Below are 17,641 nucleotides of genomic sequence, written 5' to 3' on the forward strand. Positions count from 1 at the left end.
GTCGCACCGCCTCTCTCACACCGCGATGCGCTGCAGCGGCCCCGTGACGTCGGCGGGCGTGTAGCGATCGACGGCCTCATCGGGCTCGGCGAACGGGCCCGACCAGGCGAAGCGGTCGTGGCGGTGGGTGAGCTTCATGTGCCACCCGTCCTTCATCCGGTAGACCGTCGCCAGGGGCGTCGCGGTCTGCGGATCGTCGTTCTCCCCGATGAGAATGGCGATGGTGTCTGTCTTGCGATGGAGCACGATCTCATTCATGAGAGCGACCATATCCGGTTCCGACACGCCGAATGTTACGAGAAGAAGAAATGTTGCGTTCAGGCAATCAATCGCGCCAGGTGGGGAATTCCGCACCATGACAACGGTGTCCAGCCCCCTTTGGGGGCATTCACCTTCTCACGGGGGTGACCGGCCTGACAATCCCGTGTCTGTGAGTGGTGTGACAGTGTAATGTGAGGCCAACGGGCACGCCGAGTGCGGGCTCGATCGCGGTCGTAAGGGTAACGGCTCAACGCGGTCGGCCTGTTGGCGTTTCCTTGCGGGATGAGAGTATCGGGTCCTCTCATCCCGCTAAATTTTTGCCCGGGCGACTGCCAAGATGTGCTCATGAAGCTGAATCGTGTGCACCACATCGCGGTGATCGCGAGCGACTACGAGCGCTCGAAGGCCTTCTACCTCGACGTGCTCGGGTGCACGCTGCTCAGCGAGGTCTACCGCGCCGAGCGCGACTCGTGGATGGGGGACCTCGCCCTGAACGGCCAGTACCTCATCGAGCTGTTCTCCTTCCCCGACCCGCCCGCGAGGCCCACGCGCCCCGAGGCCCTCGGTCTCCGCCACCTCGCGTTCGAGGTCGACTCTGTGGCCGATGCGCGGGCGGAGCTGCTCGGCAAGGGCGTCGCCTGCGAGGAGCTCCGCGTCGACCCGCACACCGGCAAGGCCATGATGTTCTTCGCCGACCCCGACGGCCTCCCGCTCGAGCTCTACGAGGCCTGATGAGCGCGCCGACCGTGCCCTCCGCGGGCATCGATGCGGGTCGCTCCCCAGCTCGAGGAGGCCTCGTGCTCACGGCGCTCATCCTCGCCTCGGGCGTCGCCAACCTCAACCTCTCCGTGGCGAACGTCGCACTGCCCTCGATCGGCAAGACGTTCGACGCCTCGCAGACCGCGCTCAACCTCGTCGCGGTCGGCTTCTCACTCGGGCTCGCCGGCTCGGTGCTCTACCTCGGCGCGGTGGGCGACCGATACGGTCGCAAACGGATGCTCGTGCTGGGTCTGGCACTGAGCATCCCGGCCGCCCTGCTCGCCGCCTTCGCCCCCTCGATCGAGGTGCTCTTCGCCGCACGCGCGGTGGGGGGCGTCGCCGCAGGCATGGCCTACCCCACAACGCTGGCGCTCATCGCCGCGCTGTGGAGCGGACGCAAGCGCATCGCCGCGATCGCCCTGTGGTCGGGTCTCGGCGGAGCCATCAGCGCTCTCGGGCCCCTCGCATCCGGCTTCCTGTTGAGCGTCTTCGACTGGCACTCGGTGTTCCTCATGACGCCTCCGCTCGCCGCGCTGACGCTCGTGCTCGTGGTGGTGGTCGTGCCCGCGAAGGTGAACGAGGGCACCGAGCCCGTCGACAACCTCGGCGGGGTGCTGTCGGTGCTGCTCGTCGCCTCGCTCGTGCTCGCCATCAACTTCGCGGCGGTGCCGGGAGCCCAGCTGTTCTCGATCGTGCTCGGCTCGGTCGCCGTGCTCGCAGGGGTGGGGTTCGTGCTGCGTCAGCGGCGTGCGCCGAATCCGCTCTACGACCTGAGGGTGGCGGGGCGGCGCACCTTCTGGGTGGCCGCCGTGGCGGGAACCGTCGTGTTCGGGTCGCTCATGGGCGCCATGTACGTGGGGCAGCTCTTCCTGCAGAACGTGCTGGGCTACTCGGCGCTGGAGGCGGGGGCGTCCATCCTTCCCGCCGCCGTGACGATGACGCTCGCCTCGCCGGTGTCGAGCCGGCTGGTGCCACGCCTGGGTTCGCGGCTGGTGCTGCTGGCCGGCTTCGCCTGCTGCCTCCTCGCCTTCGTGGTGATGTACCTGTTCTGGGACGTGGGCGCCGGCTACCTCCCCGTGACGGTGGGCTACGCGTTCATCGGTCTCGGCGTCGGGCTGGCCGGCCCGCCGGCCTCGCGATCGCTCACCGACTCCGTGCCGGTGCTGAAGGCGGGCATGGCCTCGGGCACCTCCGACCTGCAGCGCGACCTCGGCGGGTCGGTGATGCAGTCGGTGCTCGGCGCCATCCTCACGGCGGGGTACGCGTCGGCGATCGCCTCCTCCATCGCCGCTGCGCCCGCAGCAGTTCGGAGTGAGATCTCGGGCAGCATCCAGACGCAGCTGCTCAAGTCGTTCGACGGCGCCATCGCCATCGCCGCGCAGTACCCGCAGTACTCCGACGGCATCGTGAAGGCCGCGAGGGAGTCGTTCCTCAGCGGCGCCGACTGGGCCTACCTCACCGGGATGGCCTTCATGGTCGTGGGCGCCGCCGTGGCGGTGCTGTTCTACCCGGGCCGCGATCGCGAACACGCCCTTCTCCGCGAGTACGCCGACGACGACGCGTGACGGCGCCCGCCGAGCCACGCGTCGTCGAAGCTTGACCGATATTCGAAACTATGTTCGAATGAGGCGATGAGATGGGCGACACAGACACTCACGGCCGAAGACACGTCGACGCTGCCCGGCCTCGCCGCCGTGAGCGGGCTGGTGCGGTCGGTGCAGACGCCGGAGTTCGCGGGCATCACCTTTCACGAGGTGCTCGCCAAGAGCGCGCTCAACCACGTGCCGGGCACATCGAAGGCGATGCCCTTCGCGTGGACTATCAACCCCTATCGCGGATGCTCGCACGCCTGCGTCTACTGCTTCGCCCGCCCCACCCACGAGTACCTCGAGTTCGACGGCGGGGCCGACTTCGATCAGCAGATCGTGGTGAAGGTGAACGTGGCCGAAGTGCTGCGCAAAGAGCTGTCGAAGCCGTCGTGGCAGCGGAACCCGGTTGCGCTCGGCACCAACACCGATCCGTACCAGCGGGCGGAGGGGCGCTACGCGCTCATGCCCTCGATCATCGAGGCGCTCGCCCACTCGGGCACGCCCTTCACTGTGCTCACGAAGGGGTCGCTGATGCGCCGCGACCTCGACTTCATCGAGCAGGCCGCAGCCGTCGTACCGGTGGGGCTCGCCATGTCGATCGCCGTCTACGACGACGAGCTGCAGCAGTCGATCGAGCCGGGCACGCCGACCGCCAAGGCGCGTCTCGCCACGGTGGCGGCGGCGCGCGAGCGGGGGCTCCCGTGCCAGGTGTTCATGATGCCGATCCTTCCGCTGCTCACCGACGGCATCGATCAGCTCGACCACGCCCTGGGGCTCGTCGCCGCCTCGGGCGCCGACAGCGTGGTGTACTCGACCCTGTACCTGAAGCCCGGAGTGAAGCAGTGGTTCCTCGCCTGGCTCGGCCGCGAGCACCCCGAACTGCTGCCGGCGTACTCGCGTCTGTACGGCACATCGGTGTACGCGCCGGCGGAGTACCGCTCGTGGCTCGGCGAGCGGATGCGGCCGTTGCTGCGCAAGCATCGGCTGGCCGAGGGGCGGGAGTCGTCGATCGGCGGCCTCCTGCCGCCCGGTCGCGCCGACAAACCGGGCCTGCCCACGTTCGGCCCGGTGGGCGACTCGCAGCCGATGCTGTTCTGAGCGTTCTGAGCAGGGCGGTCGGCCTCGCTACGGGGATTCGCGAGGCCGACCGCGTGACCGGCGGAGTGGGGATTCTCGGTGCCGGTCGACATCGGTTCGACCGATGCCTCCATCGTCGTGCCCCACTCCACCGACCCGCGACCTCACCGGCAAGGTTCACCCCGCGACTCACCCCTCCGGTGTCGCCGGGGCCCGGTGCCCGGGGCTGGTTCTGCCCTTCGCGCCGGGGTTTAGGGTGAACGGGTGGCGAAACTGTATTTCCGGTTCGGGGCGATGAACAGCGGCAAGAGCACGGCCATGCTCCAGGCCGCCTACAACTACGAAGAGCGCGGCCAGACCGTACTCATCGCCAAACCCTCCATCGACACCAAGGGTGACCGTCGCATCGTCTCGCGGCTCGGTGTCACGCGCGACGCCGACTTTCTCATCGGGCTCGACACGGAGCTGCGCGCCGAGTTCGCCGCGCTCCGCCGGCGCGAACTCGAGACCACCGGGCACGATGTGAGCTGCCTCCTCATCGACGAGGCCCAGTTCCTCACCCCGGCGCAGGTCGACGACGCCCTCCGCATCGCCATCCTCGACGGTGTTCCCGTGATGGCGTACGGAATCCGCAGCGACTTCCAGACCGAAGGGTTCCCTGGCAGCATCCGTCTGCTCGAGGTCGCGCACAGCCTCGAAGAACTGAAGACCATCTGCCGCTGCGGCCGCAAGGCGATCTTCAACGCCCGACGCATCGGAGACCGCTACGTCTTCGACGGCGCCCAGGTCGCCATCGACGGGGAAGACGTGACGTACGAGTCGCTCTGCGGAGCCTGCTACCTCGAGGAGTCGAACGGGGTGCTCGGACGGGTGTGACGCCCTGCGCGATGGGGTGCGCGGGGCATCGACGCGGGCAGATCAGGCCGGTCGGGTCAGGAGGGGGAGTCGAAGTCGAGGCGCTCGATCTCGGTGTCGCTGATGGCCGCGGCCCTCGGCAGGTCGAGCAGTCGCGTGCGGTAGCGCAGGTGCTCCACGACCTCGGCGTTCGACGGGTCGTCGTAGGGTGACGTCACCCGCTTCGAGATGAATTGGCTCGCCGGGCCGATCACGAGCTGCACCGATGCCAGATCGCCGTTGTTCTCCACCACGGGGATGTCGACGGTCTCCGATCGCTCGTTCGCGCCCAGCGCGGCGGCGAGCTGCAGCAGCGCGTCGGCGATCTCGTCGGCCGTCTCGAAGGTCAGGCCGGCGTAGGAGACACTTTTCATGTCGTCAACCCTGCCCCCGGGGGTGCGGAGCGGCAACCCCACCCTGGGCCGGATCGACCGATCACCGCACGCGGTCGCGCAGCTTGATCGAACGGCCTATGACGAAGGCGAATCCGGTGGCGCTCACGAGCCAGGTGGTTCCTACGATCACTGCGATAGCTACGAGCTCCATCATGACCTCCTCGTCACACGGATGTCGCCACATTCGGGTTGGCGTCTCTAGCTGAGAGAGTACGACGGAGCGGCCCGCACCGCTCGCAACGCTTCGGCGCGTCGCAGCGCATTCGCAGCCGGCACGCAGAAGCCGGGCGGAGACGCTGTCTCCGCCCGGCTTCCTCTGTCGGGGTGGCGGGATTCGAACCCACGACCTCCTCGTCCCGAACGAGGCGCGCTACCAAGCTGCGCCACACCCCGAGTGGATCGCCGCGGAGAACCGCGGCTGAGGCCTCAACAAGGATAGCTGATAAATCCGGACGGCGAGACCGCGAGCATCCGTCGCCTCCGTCAACCCTTGGCGGTGAGGGTGAGGAGGGTCGCCTCGGGTTTGCAGGCGAAGCGGAACGGCGAGTAGATCGACGTGCCGAGACCGGCCGAGACGTTGAGGTAGGCGCTGTGGAAGCCGTGCCGCCACAGGCTCAGACCCTTCACCTGGCGGCGCGGGATGTCGCAGTTGGTGACGATCGCGCCGTAGCCCGGAATGCAGACCTGCCCGCCGTGCGTGTGCCCGGCGAACACCACCTCGGCGCCGTGGGTGACGAAGGAGTTCAGCACGTACTGGTAGGGCGCGTGGGCCACCCCCATCAGAAGACGCGGGCCGCGGTCGTCGTCTTCGCGCAGCTCATCGAGGGCTCCGGGGATCCGGTCGAGGCGGTCGTAGCCGCGGTGCGGGTCGTTCACCCCGAAGAAGTCGATGATGGTGCCCTCCACCTCGGTGGTGGCCGCGGCGTTGTTGAGGCTCTTCCAGCCGAGCGAATCGAGGTAGTGCTCAAGAGCATCCGTGTCGAGGCGCTCGGCCGCGTGGGCGTGCTTCGACGGGCCCATGAAATAGCGCAGGGGGTTCTTGAACGACGGACCCCAGTAGTCGTTCGACCCGTTCACATAGACGCCGGGCACGCCCGCGAAGACGTCGAGCGCGGCGCGCAGGCCGGTGAGTCCGTCGCGGTGGCCCAGGTTGTCGCCGGTGTCGACGACGAGATGCGGGTCGAGTGCCGCGAGATCGCGCACCCACTGCTGCTTGTCGGTCTGCCACGGCGCCATGTGCAGGTCGGAGAGGTGCAGCACCCTGATGTCGGGGGCGCCTTTCGGCAGCACAGGGATGCTCGCCGTGCGCAGGGTGTACTGCTTGCGTTCGATGAACGTCCCGTACGCGACACAGGCGGCGCCGGCCACCGCGACGGCCCCGAGGGTGCCCGCGGTGGCCCGCGCGAGAGAGTTCACCCTCAGCCGGCCTTCGTGGTGATTCTCAGCTTGTCGGTGCCGAAGCGGATCGGCTCACCCGAACTCGGAGACGAACCCGTCACCTTGGCGTTGCCGCTCGAGGGGCCGTTGAAGACCACCTGCGAGGGGTCGATGCCGGCTGCCGCCACGGCGGACTTCGCCGCATCGGGGCTGAGGCCCACGAGGTTCGGAACCGTGCGCAGCTCACCGTTCGAGGTGTACACGGTGACCGTCGAACCCTTGGTGGCGGTGCCGCTCGGCGAGCTGCTGTCGACCGTGCCGGCCTTCGCCGTCGAGTCGACGACTCCGCCGTCATCGAAGTCGAAGCCCGCTGCCGTGAGAGCAGCCCGCGCCGCGTCGATCGACATACCGGTGAGGTTCGGGATCTGCACCTGCACGCCGTTGACCAGGGTGTTGTCGGCGGTCGGGAACTCGGTGCCCCCGTACTTGCCGTCGGCATCGGTCATGAACTGCTTCCAGATGCTGTGCCTGACGTTGCCGCCGCTCTGGCCGTCGATGGAGGTGTTGCGGATCGAGACCGTGCCCACGACGTTGCCCACCCAGACCGCGGTGGCGAGCTCGGTCGAGGCGCCGACGAACCAGGTGTCCTTCTCGGAGTCGGTGGTACCGGTCTTGCCGAAGTGCGGGATGCCGTCACGCGGGTTCGATGCCGTCGCCGTACCGCTGTTGATCACGGCTTCGAGCGCGGTGATCATCGTCGCCGCGATGTTCGGGGCCACGGCCTGCGAGCAGGTCGAGGTGGGAACGGGCAGCTCGTTGCCCTCCGCGTCGAGGATCTTGTCGATCGCAATGGGCGAGCAGTAGGTGCCCTCGTTCGCGACGGCGGCGAACGCGGCGGCCATGGTGAGCGGAGCGATCTCGTTGGTGCCCAGCACGTCGGCCGGGTTCTCGCCGAGCGGGTTGCCGTCGGCGCGGTGAACGCCGAAGGCCTCGGCGGTCTTGCGGATCTCGCACTGGTCGAGCTTCTGCGCCATGCGGAGGTAGGCGAGGTTCACCGAGTTCGCGGTGGCGTTCAGCACGGTCACGTTGCCGGGGTTCGAGCCACCGTCGTTCTTCACCGAGTAGGTGCCGCCGTTGCCGCCCGTGCAGCTGTCTTTGAACTGCGCCAGGTTGAGCGTGCCGGGGGAGCCGTTGACGATGTCACCCAGGGAGTGACCGGTCTTCAGCCACTCGGCGAGGGTGAAGATCTTGTAGGTCGAGCCCACCTGGAACCCTGTCGAACCGCCGTAGGTGTAGTCGGTGCTGTAGTTGATGGCACTGGCGCCGAGGTTCGTCGCGGTGACCTCGGGGTCGTCGCTGAAGTCCTTGTTCTGCACCATGGCCAGCACGCGGCCGGTGCCCGGCTGCACGGTGACGAGCGACGAGCCGAGGTCGAAGTCGGCGACCTTCGGAACATTCGCGTTCATCGCCGCCATCGCCGCGTTCTGCAGGTCGACGTCGAGGCTGGTGTAGATCTGGTAGCCACCGGTCTTGAAGTTGTTCCACCTGGTGTCTTCGTCGGGACCGAACGCCTCGTCGTTCTTCACGATGTGCGTCACGTAGTCGCAGAAGAAGCCTGCGGCGATGGCGTTGGCCGTCTGGCAACCCGTGGAGGGCTGCACGATGTTCGGCGTCACCGGGGTGGCGATCGCCTCGTCGTACTGCGCCTGGGTGATCTTGTGCTCCTTGAGCATCGACGCCAGCACGTCCTTGTCGCGACGTGCCTGGTTGTCGGCGATGTTGTCGGGGTCGTCGATGCGCAGGCCGTTGGGCTCGTTCACCGTGGCGATGAGGCTCGCGGCCTGGGCGAGCGTGAGGTCGGAGGCGTTCACCCCGAAGTAGTACTGAGCCGCCGACTGGATGCCGTAGACACGGCCACCGAACGGGGCGATGTTGAGGTAGCCGAGGAGGATGTCGTCTTTCGAGTACTCCTTCTCGAGGCCGATCGCGAGCTTGATCTCCTTCAGCTTGCGGTCGATGCTCGTCTTCGTCGCCTCCTCGTAGGCGGCGTCGCGCTGGGCCTCGTCCTGGATGGACTCGGCCTTCTGCACCTGGATGTTGCGCACGTACTGCATCGAGATGGTCGACGCACCGCTGGCGCTGGTCTCGAGCGCGTTGCCCGCCGCAGCGCGCAGGGTCGACGCGATGTCGACGCCGCCGTGGCTGTAGAAGCGTGGGTCTTCGGTGGCGATCACCGCGTCTTTGACGAACTGGTTGATCTGGTCCCACCCGACCTCTTCGCGGTTCTGCTCGAACACGGAGGCCAGCAGGATGGGGGAGCCATCGCTCTGGGTGGCGTAGATGTTGGTCTTCTCGGCAAGAGCATCCGGCTTGATGTAGCTCGGGAGGTTCTCGAACATGCCGATCGAGTTGTTCGCGGCAATGCCGGTGACGGCGAGGGCGGGCGTGACCATTGCTGTGACCAGGATGCCCGCGATTGCGCTCATACCGACGATGCCCAGAATGGCTCCGACCGCACCCGTAGCAGAGGCTTTCGGGGCAGACATAGGATCAAGGGTAAGCGAGAACTCTGTGAAAAACCGAGAAAGGGGCGCCCGTGCCCGCTGTACCTGCCTGGGAATACGTGACGACGCCGCTCATGATCCACAACACCGCCGCCATCCTGAACACCTGGGGCTCCGACGGCTGGGAGCTCGTGCAGGTGGTCACGGGGCCCGAGGGCGGGCTCGTCGCCTACCTCAAACGGCCCGTCGCCGGGGCTGAAGCTTCCGTCGCCGGAGCGGGGGCGTAGTCGTGTCGCAGGTCGCCGCCAAGCTCCGCGAGCTCGGAATCGAGATCCCCACCGTCTCCGCGCCCGCGGGTGCGTACGTGCCGGCCGTCGTCTCGGGCAATCTCGTCTACACGGCGGGTCAGCTGCCCTTCGTCGGAGGAGCGCTCGCCGTCACCGGCAAGGTGGGCGAGCAGCCCGGCCTGGTGTCGCCCGTCGAGGCCAAGGCGCTCGCTCGCACCGCTGCGCTCAACGCGCTGGCCGCGGTCGAGAGTGCCATCGGGTCGCTCGACCGCGTCGTGCGCATCGTCAAGGTCGTGGGGTTCGTCGCCTCCGACCCCTCGTTCTCGGGTCAGCCCGGCGTCATCAACGGTGCGTCGGAGTTCCTCGGCGAGGTATTCGGTGACCGCGGCGTTCACGCCCGTTCGGCCGTCGGAGTCGCCGTCCTGCCGCTCGACTCGGCAGTCGAGGTGGAGCTCATCGCCGAGTTCGCCTGATCCATTCCGGCTCCCAGGAGTGCGCTCACTGGGAATTCGCTGGAGTGATTTGCGCCCATGTTACGAGCGAGTAAACTCGGAATCACCGAACCTCGTGTTCGGATGCAGCGCACTAGTGATTCCCCCCAATCCAGCGTTGCTGCGGCGGCACCCTTCCCCCCATTGGGTGCCGCCCCTTCTTTTTAAGCGCTAGGCGGGTTCTGCACAGGAGCAGAACTCGTCTGATTCTCCACCGGTTCGAAGACCGGCAGATTCGCACGGGCGCAGGCGGCTTACCGTCGCCGCATGACATCACCTCGCAGCGCGCTCTTCGGGCCCCTCGCCCCCTACCTCGACGACGAGCTCGTCACCGACGTGTTCGTGAACGGCCATCGCGAACTGTGGGTCGACCGAGGCGGGGGCCCGCGCCGCGAACCGGGCTGGTCGTGCCCGAACGAGCAGCGGCTGCGCGAGTTCGCGGTGCGGCTCGTCGCCGCGGGTGGGCGCCACGTCGACGAGTCGACGCCGTGCGTCGACGTGACTGTGGCCGGGTGCCGGGTGCACGTGGTGCTGCCGCCCGTCGCTGTCGGCGGCACGCTGGTGTCGGTGCGGGTGCCGCAGGCGGAGTTCCCGTCGCTCGACGATCTCGAGGCGCGGGGGTTCTTCGGGGGTGTGGGCTCGGGGGCGGGTTCGGGCGCGCGTGCTGGTGCGGGCCTCGGCGTCCGTGACGCGGCGGCGCGGCGGGGGATCGTCGACGAGGCGGTTCGGCGGCGCACCAACCTGCTCGTCACGGGTGCCGCCGGCAGTGGCAAGACGACGTTCCTGTCGGCTGTGCTGAGCAGTGCACCGACCGCTGAACGCATCGTCGTCATCGAAGACGTCACGGAGCTGCGCGTCGCGCATCCGCATGTTGTCGCCCTCGAAGCCAGGCAACCGAACCTCGAGGGCGCCGGCGGCATCGGCCTCGCCGAACTGGTGCGCCAGGCGCTCAGGATGCGACCCGATCGGCTGGTGCTCGGCGAGTGCCGCGGGGGCGAGATCCGCGACCTCCTGTCGGCCCTCAACACCGGGCACGACGGAGGGGCCGGCACCCTTCACGCCAACGCCCTCGGCGACGTGCCGGCGCGACTCGAGGCGCTCGGCGCGCTCGCCGGGCTCGACGCGGCAGCGGTGGCGCGGCAGGCGGTGAGCGCGATCGGGCTCGTCTGCCACCTGCGACGGGTGGGCGAGCGCCGCGAGCTCGCGGAGTTCGGGGAGCTCTGCCTCGATCCTCGCGATCGTCTCGCGGTGCGGGAACTCGGTGGGGGCGGGGTTCCGTCCCGTGCTGCCGTGGTCTCGTCTGCGTCGTCGGCGCCGGATGACGTGGCCTCGCGGATCGGCGGACTTCGTGAAGCGGCAGCCTGAGGCGCAGGCGCTCGCCACCGTGTGCGAGCGGCTCGCGGCGCTGCTCGAGGCGGGGGTCGGGCCGCGCGACGCGTGGCTGTACCTCGCGGAGGTGGGTGATGACGTGGCGGTCGCTCGGGTTGCCGAGCGCATTCGCGCAGGGGTGCGGGTGCCTGCGGCGGTGGCGGGGGCCGGTGCAGGTTCTGGAGCGATGGCGGAGGCGGGTGCGATGGCCGGGGCGGAGGCTGGTGCTGGTGCTGGTGCTGGTGCTGGTGCTGGTGCTGGTGCTGGTGCTGGTGCTGGTGCTGGTGCTGGTGCCGGTGCCGGTGCCGGTGCGGGGGCGGGGGTGGGCGCGGGTGAGGGTGCGGATCCCAGGGGTGCTGCCCGTTCGCCCGTCGGCTCGGCCGTTCAGGGGATCGGGCGGTCGACTCGTGAACGCGAGTCGCGTCGCCGTCACTGGGCTGCTCTCGCGAGCGTGTGGTTCGTCGCCGAGGCGTCGGGGGCACCGATCGCCCGGTGCCTCTCCGACATGGCGTCGTCGTTCGCCGCGACCGCGGCCGTCGAACGCGACACCTCCGTCGCCCTCGCCGGTCCACGCGCCACCACACGCCTCGTGCTCTGTCTCCCGCTGATCGCCATGGCGGCCGGTTCGGCGATCGGCATCGACTCCTCACGCGTGCTCTTCACCACTGCTGTCGGCTGGCTCTGCCTCGGCTGCGGTGCCGTGTTGCTCGCGGTGGCGCAGCTCTGGTCGGCGCGACTGCTCCGGGCGGCGCGCGACGACGGAGGAACGCCCGGCCTCGGCCTTGAGCTCCTCGCCGTCGCACTGAGTGGCGGATGTCCGCCCGATGCCGCCGAGGCCCTCGTCGAGATGGCCGTCGGCCGTTTCGATCTCGCCGCGGCGCAGGGCGACCGCTGGCAGACGGAGGCGCGAGACACCATGGCCTTGGCCCTGCGCGCGGGTGCGCATCCGGCGACGCTGCTCCGACGCGATGCCGCCCGTCTCCGCCACGACGCCTCCCGCCGCGCCGCGGAGCGAGCTGCCTCCCTCGGCGTCTGGCTCATGCTCCCGCTCGGCGTCTGTGTGCTCCCCGCCTTCCTCCTCTTCGCTGTCGTCCCGGCCTTCCTCGCTGTCCTTGGCGACACCATCACTTTTGCCTGACTGGCCAGGGCGCACCGTCCACGACCACCCTTTCGATCCACCCACTCAGCTGAAGGAGCCCACGATGACTCAGTCCCATTCCTCTGCGCCACTCTCCACGATCCACGTCGAACGACTTCCCGCCCGCTCGCTCCCAGCGACCTCGGAGCGGAGCCGCTCCCGATGGTCGCGATTCCGCGCCCTCGTCCCGAACCTCTCCGATGACACAGGCGCCGCCACCGCGGAGTACGCCATCGCCACCCTCGCGGCCGTAGGCCTCGCCGGCCTGCTCGTGGTGATCCTGAAGGGCGACGACGTCAAGGGCATGCTCACCGACCTCATCCACCGCGCCCTCACGTCGGCGGGCTGACCCGTGCCACCCCTCGCCCCGGCCCCCGGGCCGACCCGAGTGTGGCCGCACCTGGCGCCGCCCACGGCCCCCGTCTCGCCGCACGCCCCGGTGCCCGGGTCGACCCGGGTGTCGCCGCACTTGGCGTCGCCCATCATTCCCGTTCCGCCAGGTGGTCGCGCGAGGCGCGCCTGCGCACCACGCGCCACCCACCTCTCGCGCTTTGGTCGCGCAAAGTGCTGCTTCGCGACGAAGTGGGAGCATTTTCTGCGACCGACGCGTGAGTGGGGCAGTGCGCTGTCCCACATTGGTCGCGCAAAATGCCCTCGAGGCGCTCTTGGGGAGTGCTTTCCGCACCCAGGACTGAGGCGGAGGTGTGCGCGAGCCCGTCGTGCGGGGCGAGGGCCGGGTGCGGGTGCCTTGGCGCGGGTGGCGCGTTCCGCGGCGCGGGTGGCGCGTGCCTGCACGCGGGTGCTGAGCGGGGCGGAGGAGGAGCGGGGGTCGGTGACTGCGGAGTTCGCGGTGGTGTTGCCCGCGGTGGTGGTGGTGCTCGCGCTCGGGATGGGGGCGCTGCAGCTCGGTGCGCTCCAGGTGCGCGTCGCCGATGCGGCTGCGGATGCGGCACGCCTTCTCGGGCGGGGTGAAGCGGAGGCCGCGGCCGCCCGGGTAGCCGACGTGCAGGTGGGTGCCGGCGCGGAATCGTGGAACACGGGCCACCTGGTCTGCGTCACCGTTCGCGCACGACCTTTGATCGCCCTCCTCGACGAACACGTCGAGCTGAGCGCTTCCGGGTGTGCCCTCGACGACAGGGCACCCGCCCCGGGGGACGCCGCATCGTGAGGCCGTCGACTCGAACGCTCTCTTCGTTCCGGGTCTCACACGCCGACGACGAAGGGAGCGGCAGCGTGCTCGGACTCGCGCTCGTCGTGGCCGTCGCAGTCAGCGCGTGTCTGCTCGCCACGCTGGCCGGGGCGCTCTCGACCGCTCAGACGCTTCGCGGCGCTGCCGACGCCGCAGCGCTCGGGGCGGCCGACTCCGCATCGGGGCGGGTGGCGGGTGAACCCTGTGGTGTCGCCGCCGAAGCAGCGGCCGTCGTAGGGTTCGCACTCGCGGACTGCGCTGTGGACGCGGAGGGAAGGGCATCGGTTACCTTGGCGACGACCATCGTCGGCCTCGCCGTCACGGCGCGAGCCCGCGCGGGGCCCCCTCAGGAGACGATCGACTCCACGTAGCGGTAATCGACGGCACTCGGGCGCCCGGAGGCGGCGTACTCGAGACCGCTCGAGCGGCGGTAGAGGTACTGCTTCTCCGCGCTCGCTGCGGGAATGGTGAGTCGTGCCTGCGGTTCACCCGACTCGGTGAAGTCGGTGCGGATGGTCTTGCCTTCGAGTGGCCCGTCGGTGAACTTGGCGGTGTAGCTGCTGGCAGAGCTCGATGACATGGCGTTTCTCCCTGTCTCCTCTTCGACGTCGAAGCGGTCACCACCATTGTGCTCTCCTCCTCCCCAGATGCAACGGAACCCCGTTCTTCCACGGCGAACGGGAGGATTAGGTTCTCACCCGTCCGGGGTGTGTATGGTGTGCCTGACGCGTTCCGCCGCGTCGCATATATAAGGAGTGAAGTTGCCAGGCCCGAGAAAGCTCGTCATCGTCGAGTCGCCCACCAAGGTGAAGTCCATCGCCCAGTACCTCGGCGACGGCTTCGACGTGATGGCCTCGGTCGGCCACATCCGCGACCTGGTGGAGCCCAAGAACCTCCCTGCCGACCTCAAGAAGGGCTCCCTCGGCAAGTTCTCTGTCGACGTCGAGAACAAGTTCGAGCCCTACTACGTCGTCTCCGACGCCAAGAAGAAGACGGTGGCCGAGCTCAAGAGGGCCCTCGCCGGCGCCGACGAACTCTACCTCGCCACTGATGAAGACCGCGAAGGCGAGGCCATCGCGTGGCACCTCCTGCAGGTGCTGAAGCCCAAGGTGCCTGTGAAGCGCATGGTGTTCCACGAGATCACCCGCGAAGCCATCGAGCAGGCCCGCGACAACACCCGGCAGATCGACGACGCGCTCGTCGACGCGCAGGAGACCCGTCGCATCCTCGACCGCCTCTACGGCTACGAGGTGAGCCCGGTGCTCTGGCGCAAGGTCGGCCCAGGCCTCAGCGCCGGTCGGGTGCAGTCGGCGGCCACCCGCCTCGTCGTCGACCGTGAGCGCGAGCGCCTCGCGTTCACCTCGGCCAACTACTGGGACCTCACGGCCACCTTCGTTCCTGACGCCACCGCCCCGCAGACCGACGCCTTCGACGCGCGCCTCGTGCGCCTGAACGGCGAGCGCGTGGCCTCGGGCCGCGACTTCGACGAGTCGGGAAAGCTGAAGGGCAAGGCGATCGCCCTCGACGAGCCGGCGGCCCAGGCCCTCACGGCGGCTCTCGAGGCCGACGGCGTCGACGTCCACGTCACCTCCGTCGAGTCGAAGCCCTACACCCGTCGCCCGGCGGCACCCTTCACCACCTCCACCCTGCAGCAGGAGGCCGCGCGCAAGCTCCGCTTCTCTGCGCGGCAGACCATGAGCGTGGCGCAGTCGCTCTACGAGAACGGCTACATCACCTACATGCGCACCGACTCGCCGTCGCTGTCGCAGCAGGCGATCACGGCTGCCCGCAACCAGGCGAGCGCCCTCTACGGCGCCGAGACCCTCCCCGACAAGCCACGCCTCTACAGTGGTAAGGGCAAGAACGCGCAAGAGGCTCACGAGGCCATCCGCCCCGCGGGCGAGGTGTTCAAGACTCCGAGCGAGCTCTCCTCCACGCTCCGCGGCAACGACTTCCGGCTCTACGACCTCATCTGGAAGCGCACCGTCGCCTCCCAGATGGCGGATGCACGGGGTTCGACCGCCACGGTCACGATCGCCGCCGGTCCGGTCACGGTCGACGAACTGGGTGGTGCGACCACCGCCGAGTTCTCCGCATCCGGTACCGTCATCACCTTCCGCGGGTTCCTTCACGCCTACGAGGAGGGGAAAGACGAAGAGCGCAACGCCACGGCCGAGCCCTCGGAGGCGAAGCTGCCGAACCTCAGCGAGAACCAGAAGCTCGCCGCCACCGACATCGAGGCCGCCGGGCACGACACCACCCCGCCGCCGCGTTACACCGAGGCCAGCCTGGTGAAGGCGCTCGACGAGCTCGGCATCGGCCGGCCGTCGACCTACGCGTCGATCATCTCGACCATCATCGACCGCGGCTACGTCACCCCGCGCGGTCAGGCCCTCGTTCCGAGCTGGACGGCCTTCTCGGTGGTGCGCCTGCTGGAAGACTTCTTCACCGAGCTCGTCGACTACGACTTCACGGCCGCGCTCGAGGCCGACCTCGACAAGATCGCGGGCGGTGAAGAAGACCGGGTCGACTGGCTGAACGGCTTCTACTTCGGCAGCGACGACCACCCCGGCCTCCGCAGCGTCATCGACAACATGGGTGAGATCGACGCGCGCGCCGTCAACTCCGTCTCCATCGCCGACGACATCACCCTGCGCATCGGCAAGTACGGCCCCTACCTCGAGGTGCTCGACCCGTCGGGCGACCTCGACGCGCCCCCGCGACGCGTCAACCTGCCGCAAGACCTCGCTCCCGACGAGCTCACGCCCGAGAAGGCGCGCGAGCTGGTCGACGCGCCCGTGGTCACCGACCGCGTCATCGGCATCAACCCCGAGAACGGCAAGGAGATCGTCGCGAAAGACGGCAGGTTCGGCCCCTACGTGACCGAGCTCGAGCCGGCCGCCCCCGAGGCGCCCGCCGACGGCGCGGCGAAACCGGCAGCGAAGAAGTCGGCGGCAGCGGTGAAACCGCGAACCGCCTCCCTGTTCAAGTCGATGGATCTCGCCACCATCGACCTCGACACGGCTCTCCGACTGCTCGACCTGCCCCGCGTGGTGGGCGAAGACCCCGAGTCGGGCGAACCCATCACCGCCCAGGGCGGCAAGTTCGGCCCCTACCTCAAGAAGGGCACCGACACCCGCAGCCTGACGAGCGAAGACCTCATCTTCGAGATCGACCTCCCGGGCGCGCTCGAACTCTTCGCCCAGCCCAAGTACGGTGCGCGGCGTGCTTCGTCGGCGTTGAAGGAGTTCGACGCCGACCCCGAGAGCGGCAAGCCGATCAAGGTCAAGGACGGGCGCTTCGGCCCCTACGTCACCGACGGCGTCACGAACGCCACCATCCCGCGCGGTGAGACCGTCGAGGAGATCGATTTCGAGCGCGCGGTGCAGCTGCTCGCCGACAAGCGCGCCAAGGGCCCCGCCAAGCCTCGCGCGAAGGCGGCAGCGGCCAAGAAGCCCGCCGCGAAGAAACCCGCCGCCGCGAAGAAGCCCGTAGCGGCCAAGTCGAGCGCTGCGAAGACGACGGCGGCCAAGACGACGGCGGCCAAGTCGAGCGCGGCCAAGACCTCCGCAGCGAAGACGAGCTCGGCGAAGACCACGGCCGCGAAGACGACGACGCGCAAGGCTCCCGCCCCCGCTGCCGAACCCCAGCCGTGACCGGCCTGTTCATCACGCTCGAGGGCGGCGACGGCGCGGGCAAGACCACCCAGGCCGAGCTGCTCGAATCGTGGCTCGCCGCCCAGGGGTGCACCGTGGTGCGCACGCGCGAACCCGGCGGCACCGACATCGGCAACGAGGTGCGCGAGATCGTGCTGCACAGCCGCGGGCACATCGCCCCGCGCGCCGAAGCGCTCCTCTACGCGGCCGATCGTGCCCATCACATCAGCACGAAGGTGCGCCCGGCGCTCGAGCGCGGAGAGGTCGTGGTGCAAGACCGCTACCTCGACTCCTCGGTCGCCTACCAGGGCGCTGGTCGTGTACTCGATGCGGGTGAGATCCGCGAGCTGTCGTTGTGGGCTGCGGAGGGGCTGCTGCCCGACCTCACCATCCTGCTCGACCTCGACGAAGACGCTGCCCGCGCCCGGCTCGACGGCGCCAACAAGCGATTCGACCGTCTCGAGGCCGAGAAGAGCGACTTCCACCGGCGAGTGCGGGAGGCATTCCTGGCTCTCGCCCGGAACGAGCCCGACCGCTTCCTCGTCGTCGACGCGGCGCGAGACGCCGAGACGATCGCCGCCGAGGTGCGCGAGCGTGTGGCCCCTCTGCTCGCCGCGAGCGACACGACCCGAGCCCGCTGACCCGGCCCACTGTCA

At 69.0% G+C, this 17,641-nt stretch carries 18 protein-coding genes and 1 tRNA gene; 13 read left to right on the top strand and 6 right to left on the bottom strand.

The window, feature by feature from the left end; genetic code table 11:
- Positions 1 to 15: 15 nt before the first annotated feature.
- Positions 16 to 258: a hypothetical protein gene (locus ABFY20_RS04850; protein ID WP_368498812.1), complete on the bottom strand. Its 243-nt coding sequence runs from the start codon at positions 256 to 258 to the stop codon at positions 16 to 18.
- A gap of 348 nt (positions 259 to 606) precedes the next feature.
- Here ABFY20_RS04850 and ABFY20_RS04855 point away from each other — a divergent pair, with 348 nt between their 5' ends.
- The 4 genes from ABFY20_RS04855 (at position 607) to ABFY20_RS04870 (ending at position 4,562) form a co-directional block, all read left to right on the top strand.
- Complete coding sequence (locus ABFY20_RS04855) at positions 607 to 993, top strand: VOC family protein (RefSeq protein WP_368498813.1); 387 nt, start codon at positions 607 to 609, stop codon at positions 991 to 993.
- Positions 993 to 2,585, top strand: a complete 1,593-nt coding sequence (locus tag ABFY20_RS04860; RefSeq protein ID WP_368498814.1) for an MFS transporter — start codon at positions 993 to 995, stop codon at positions 2,583 to 2,585. Before ABFY20_RS04855 ends, ABFY20_RS04860 begins: the two co-directional genes overlap by 1 nt.
- A gap of 66 nt (positions 2,586 to 2,651) precedes the next feature.
- Positions 2,652 to 3,707: an Rv2578c family radical SAM protein gene (locus ABFY20_RS04865; RefSeq protein ID WP_368498815.1), complete on the top strand. Its 1,056-nt coding sequence runs from the start codon at positions 2,652 to 2,654 to the stop codon at positions 3,705 to 3,707.
- Positions 3,708 to 3,950: 243 nt separating this feature from the next.
- Positions 3,951 to 4,562, top strand: coding sequence for a thymidine kinase (locus ABFY20_RS04870; protein ID WP_368498816.1), 612 nt, complete (start codon positions 3,951 to 3,953; stop codon positions 4,560 to 4,562).
- Between the two features lie 56 nt (positions 4,563 to 4,618).
- On the opposite strand, the gene ABFY20_RS04875 is transcribed toward ABFY20_RS04870, so the two are convergent.
- The 4 genes from ABFY20_RS04875 to ABFY20_RS04890 form a co-directional block, all read right to left on the bottom strand.
- A complete protein-coding gene (locus ABFY20_RS04875) occupies positions 4,619 to 4,954 on the bottom strand; it encodes a hypothetical protein (RefSeq protein ID WP_368498817.1) in 336 nt (111 codons plus the stop codon).
- Between the two features lie 340 nt (positions 4,955 to 5,294).
- Positions 5,295 to 5,368 (bottom strand) — tRNA-Pro (locus tag ABFY20_RS04880).
- Positions 5,369 to 5,458: 90 nt separating this feature from the next.
- The gene (locus tag ABFY20_RS04885) at positions 5,459 to 6,391 is read right to left on the bottom strand and encodes a metallophosphoesterase (protein WP_368498818.1); all 933 of its coding nucleotides are present in this window, start codon (positions 6,389 to 6,391) and stop codon (positions 5,459 to 5,461) included.
- Positions 6,392 to 6,393: 2 nt separating this feature from the next.
- Positions 6,394 to 8,838 (bottom strand): transglycosylase domain-containing protein, encoded by a 2,445-nt coding sequence (locus tag ABFY20_RS04890; protein WP_368498819.1) that lies wholly within the window; start codon positions 8,836 to 8,838, stop codon positions 6,394 to 6,396.
- A 110-nt stretch (positions 8,839 to 8,948) separates the two neighbouring features.
- Here ABFY20_RS04890 and ABFY20_RS04895 point away from each other — a divergent pair, with 110 nt between their 5' ends.
- The 7 genes from ABFY20_RS04895 (at position 8,949) to ABFY20_RS04925 (ending at position 13,700) form a co-directional block, all read left to right on the top strand.
- Entirely contained in the window at positions 8,949 to 9,143 is a 195-nt protein-coding gene (locus tag ABFY20_RS04895) for a hypothetical protein (RefSeq protein ID WP_368498820.1), read from the top strand.
- A 2-nt stretch (positions 9,144 to 9,145) separates the two neighbouring features.
- The gene (locus ABFY20_RS04900) at positions 9,146 to 9,616 is read left to right on the top strand and encodes a RidA family protein (RefSeq protein WP_368498821.1); all 471 of its coding nucleotides are present in this window, start codon (positions 9,146 to 9,148) and stop codon (positions 9,614 to 9,616) included.
- A 285-nt stretch (positions 9,617 to 9,901) separates the two neighbouring features.
- Positions 9,902 to 10,999, top strand: coding sequence for a CpaF family protein (locus tag ABFY20_RS04905; protein ID WP_368498822.1), 1,098 nt, complete (start codon positions 9,902 to 9,904; stop codon positions 10,997 to 10,999).
- Positions 10,983 to 12,140 (top strand): type II secretion system F family protein, encoded by a 1,158-nt coding sequence (locus ABFY20_RS04910; RefSeq protein WP_368498823.1) that lies wholly within the window; start codon positions 10,983 to 10,985, stop codon positions 12,138 to 12,140. Before ABFY20_RS04905 ends, ABFY20_RS04910 begins: the two co-directional genes overlap by 17 nt.
- Positions 12,141 to 12,204: 64 nt before the next feature.
- Positions 12,205 to 12,489, top strand: coding sequence for a DUF4244 domain-containing protein (locus ABFY20_RS04915; RefSeq protein WP_368498824.1), 285 nt, complete (start codon positions 12,205 to 12,207; stop codon positions 12,487 to 12,489).
- A gap of 483 nt (positions 12,490 to 12,972) precedes the next feature.
- Positions 12,973 to 13,308 (top strand): TadE family type IV pilus minor pilin, encoded by a 336-nt coding sequence (locus ABFY20_RS04920; protein ID WP_368498825.1) that lies wholly within the window; start codon positions 12,973 to 12,975, stop codon positions 13,306 to 13,308.
- A complete protein-coding gene (locus ABFY20_RS04925) occupies positions 13,305 to 13,700 on the top strand; it encodes a hypothetical protein (protein WP_368498826.1) in 396 nt (131 codons plus the stop codon). Before ABFY20_RS04920 ends, ABFY20_RS04925 begins: the two co-directional genes overlap by 4 nt.
- Here the strand turns inward: ABFY20_RS04925 and ABFY20_RS04930 are convergent.
- Positions 13,676 to 13,909 carry a hypothetical protein gene (locus ABFY20_RS04930; RefSeq protein ID WP_368498827.1) on the bottom strand — a complete coding sequence of 78 codons (234 nt, stop codon included), beginning with the start codon at positions 13,907 to 13,909 and terminating at the stop codon, positions 13,676 to 13,678. The two genes, ABFY20_RS04925 and ABFY20_RS04930, sit on opposite strands and share 25 nt — an antisense overlap.
- Before the next feature lie 181 nt (positions 13,910 to 14,090).
- Here ABFY20_RS04930 and topA point away from each other — a divergent pair, with 181 nt between their 5' ends.
- On the top strand, positions 14,091 to 16,985 hold the full coding sequence (gene topA, locus ABFY20_RS04935; protein ID WP_368498828.1) for a type I DNA topoisomerase: 2,895 nt from the start codon (positions 14,091 to 14,093) through the stop codon (positions 16,983 to 16,985).
- Entirely contained in the window at positions 16,982 to 17,626 is a 645-nt protein-coding gene (gene tmk, locus ABFY20_RS04940) for a dTMP kinase (RefSeq protein ID WP_368498829.1), read from the top strand. The genes topA and tmk overlap by 4 nt, the downstream gene beginning before the upstream one ends.
- Positions 17,627 to 17,641: the final 15 nt, after the last annotated feature.

It is taken from the genome of Herbiconiux sp. A18JL235, from assembly GCF_040939305.1.
GTDB lineage: Bacteria > Actinomycetota > Actinomycetes > Actinomycetales > Microbacteriaceae > Herbiconiux.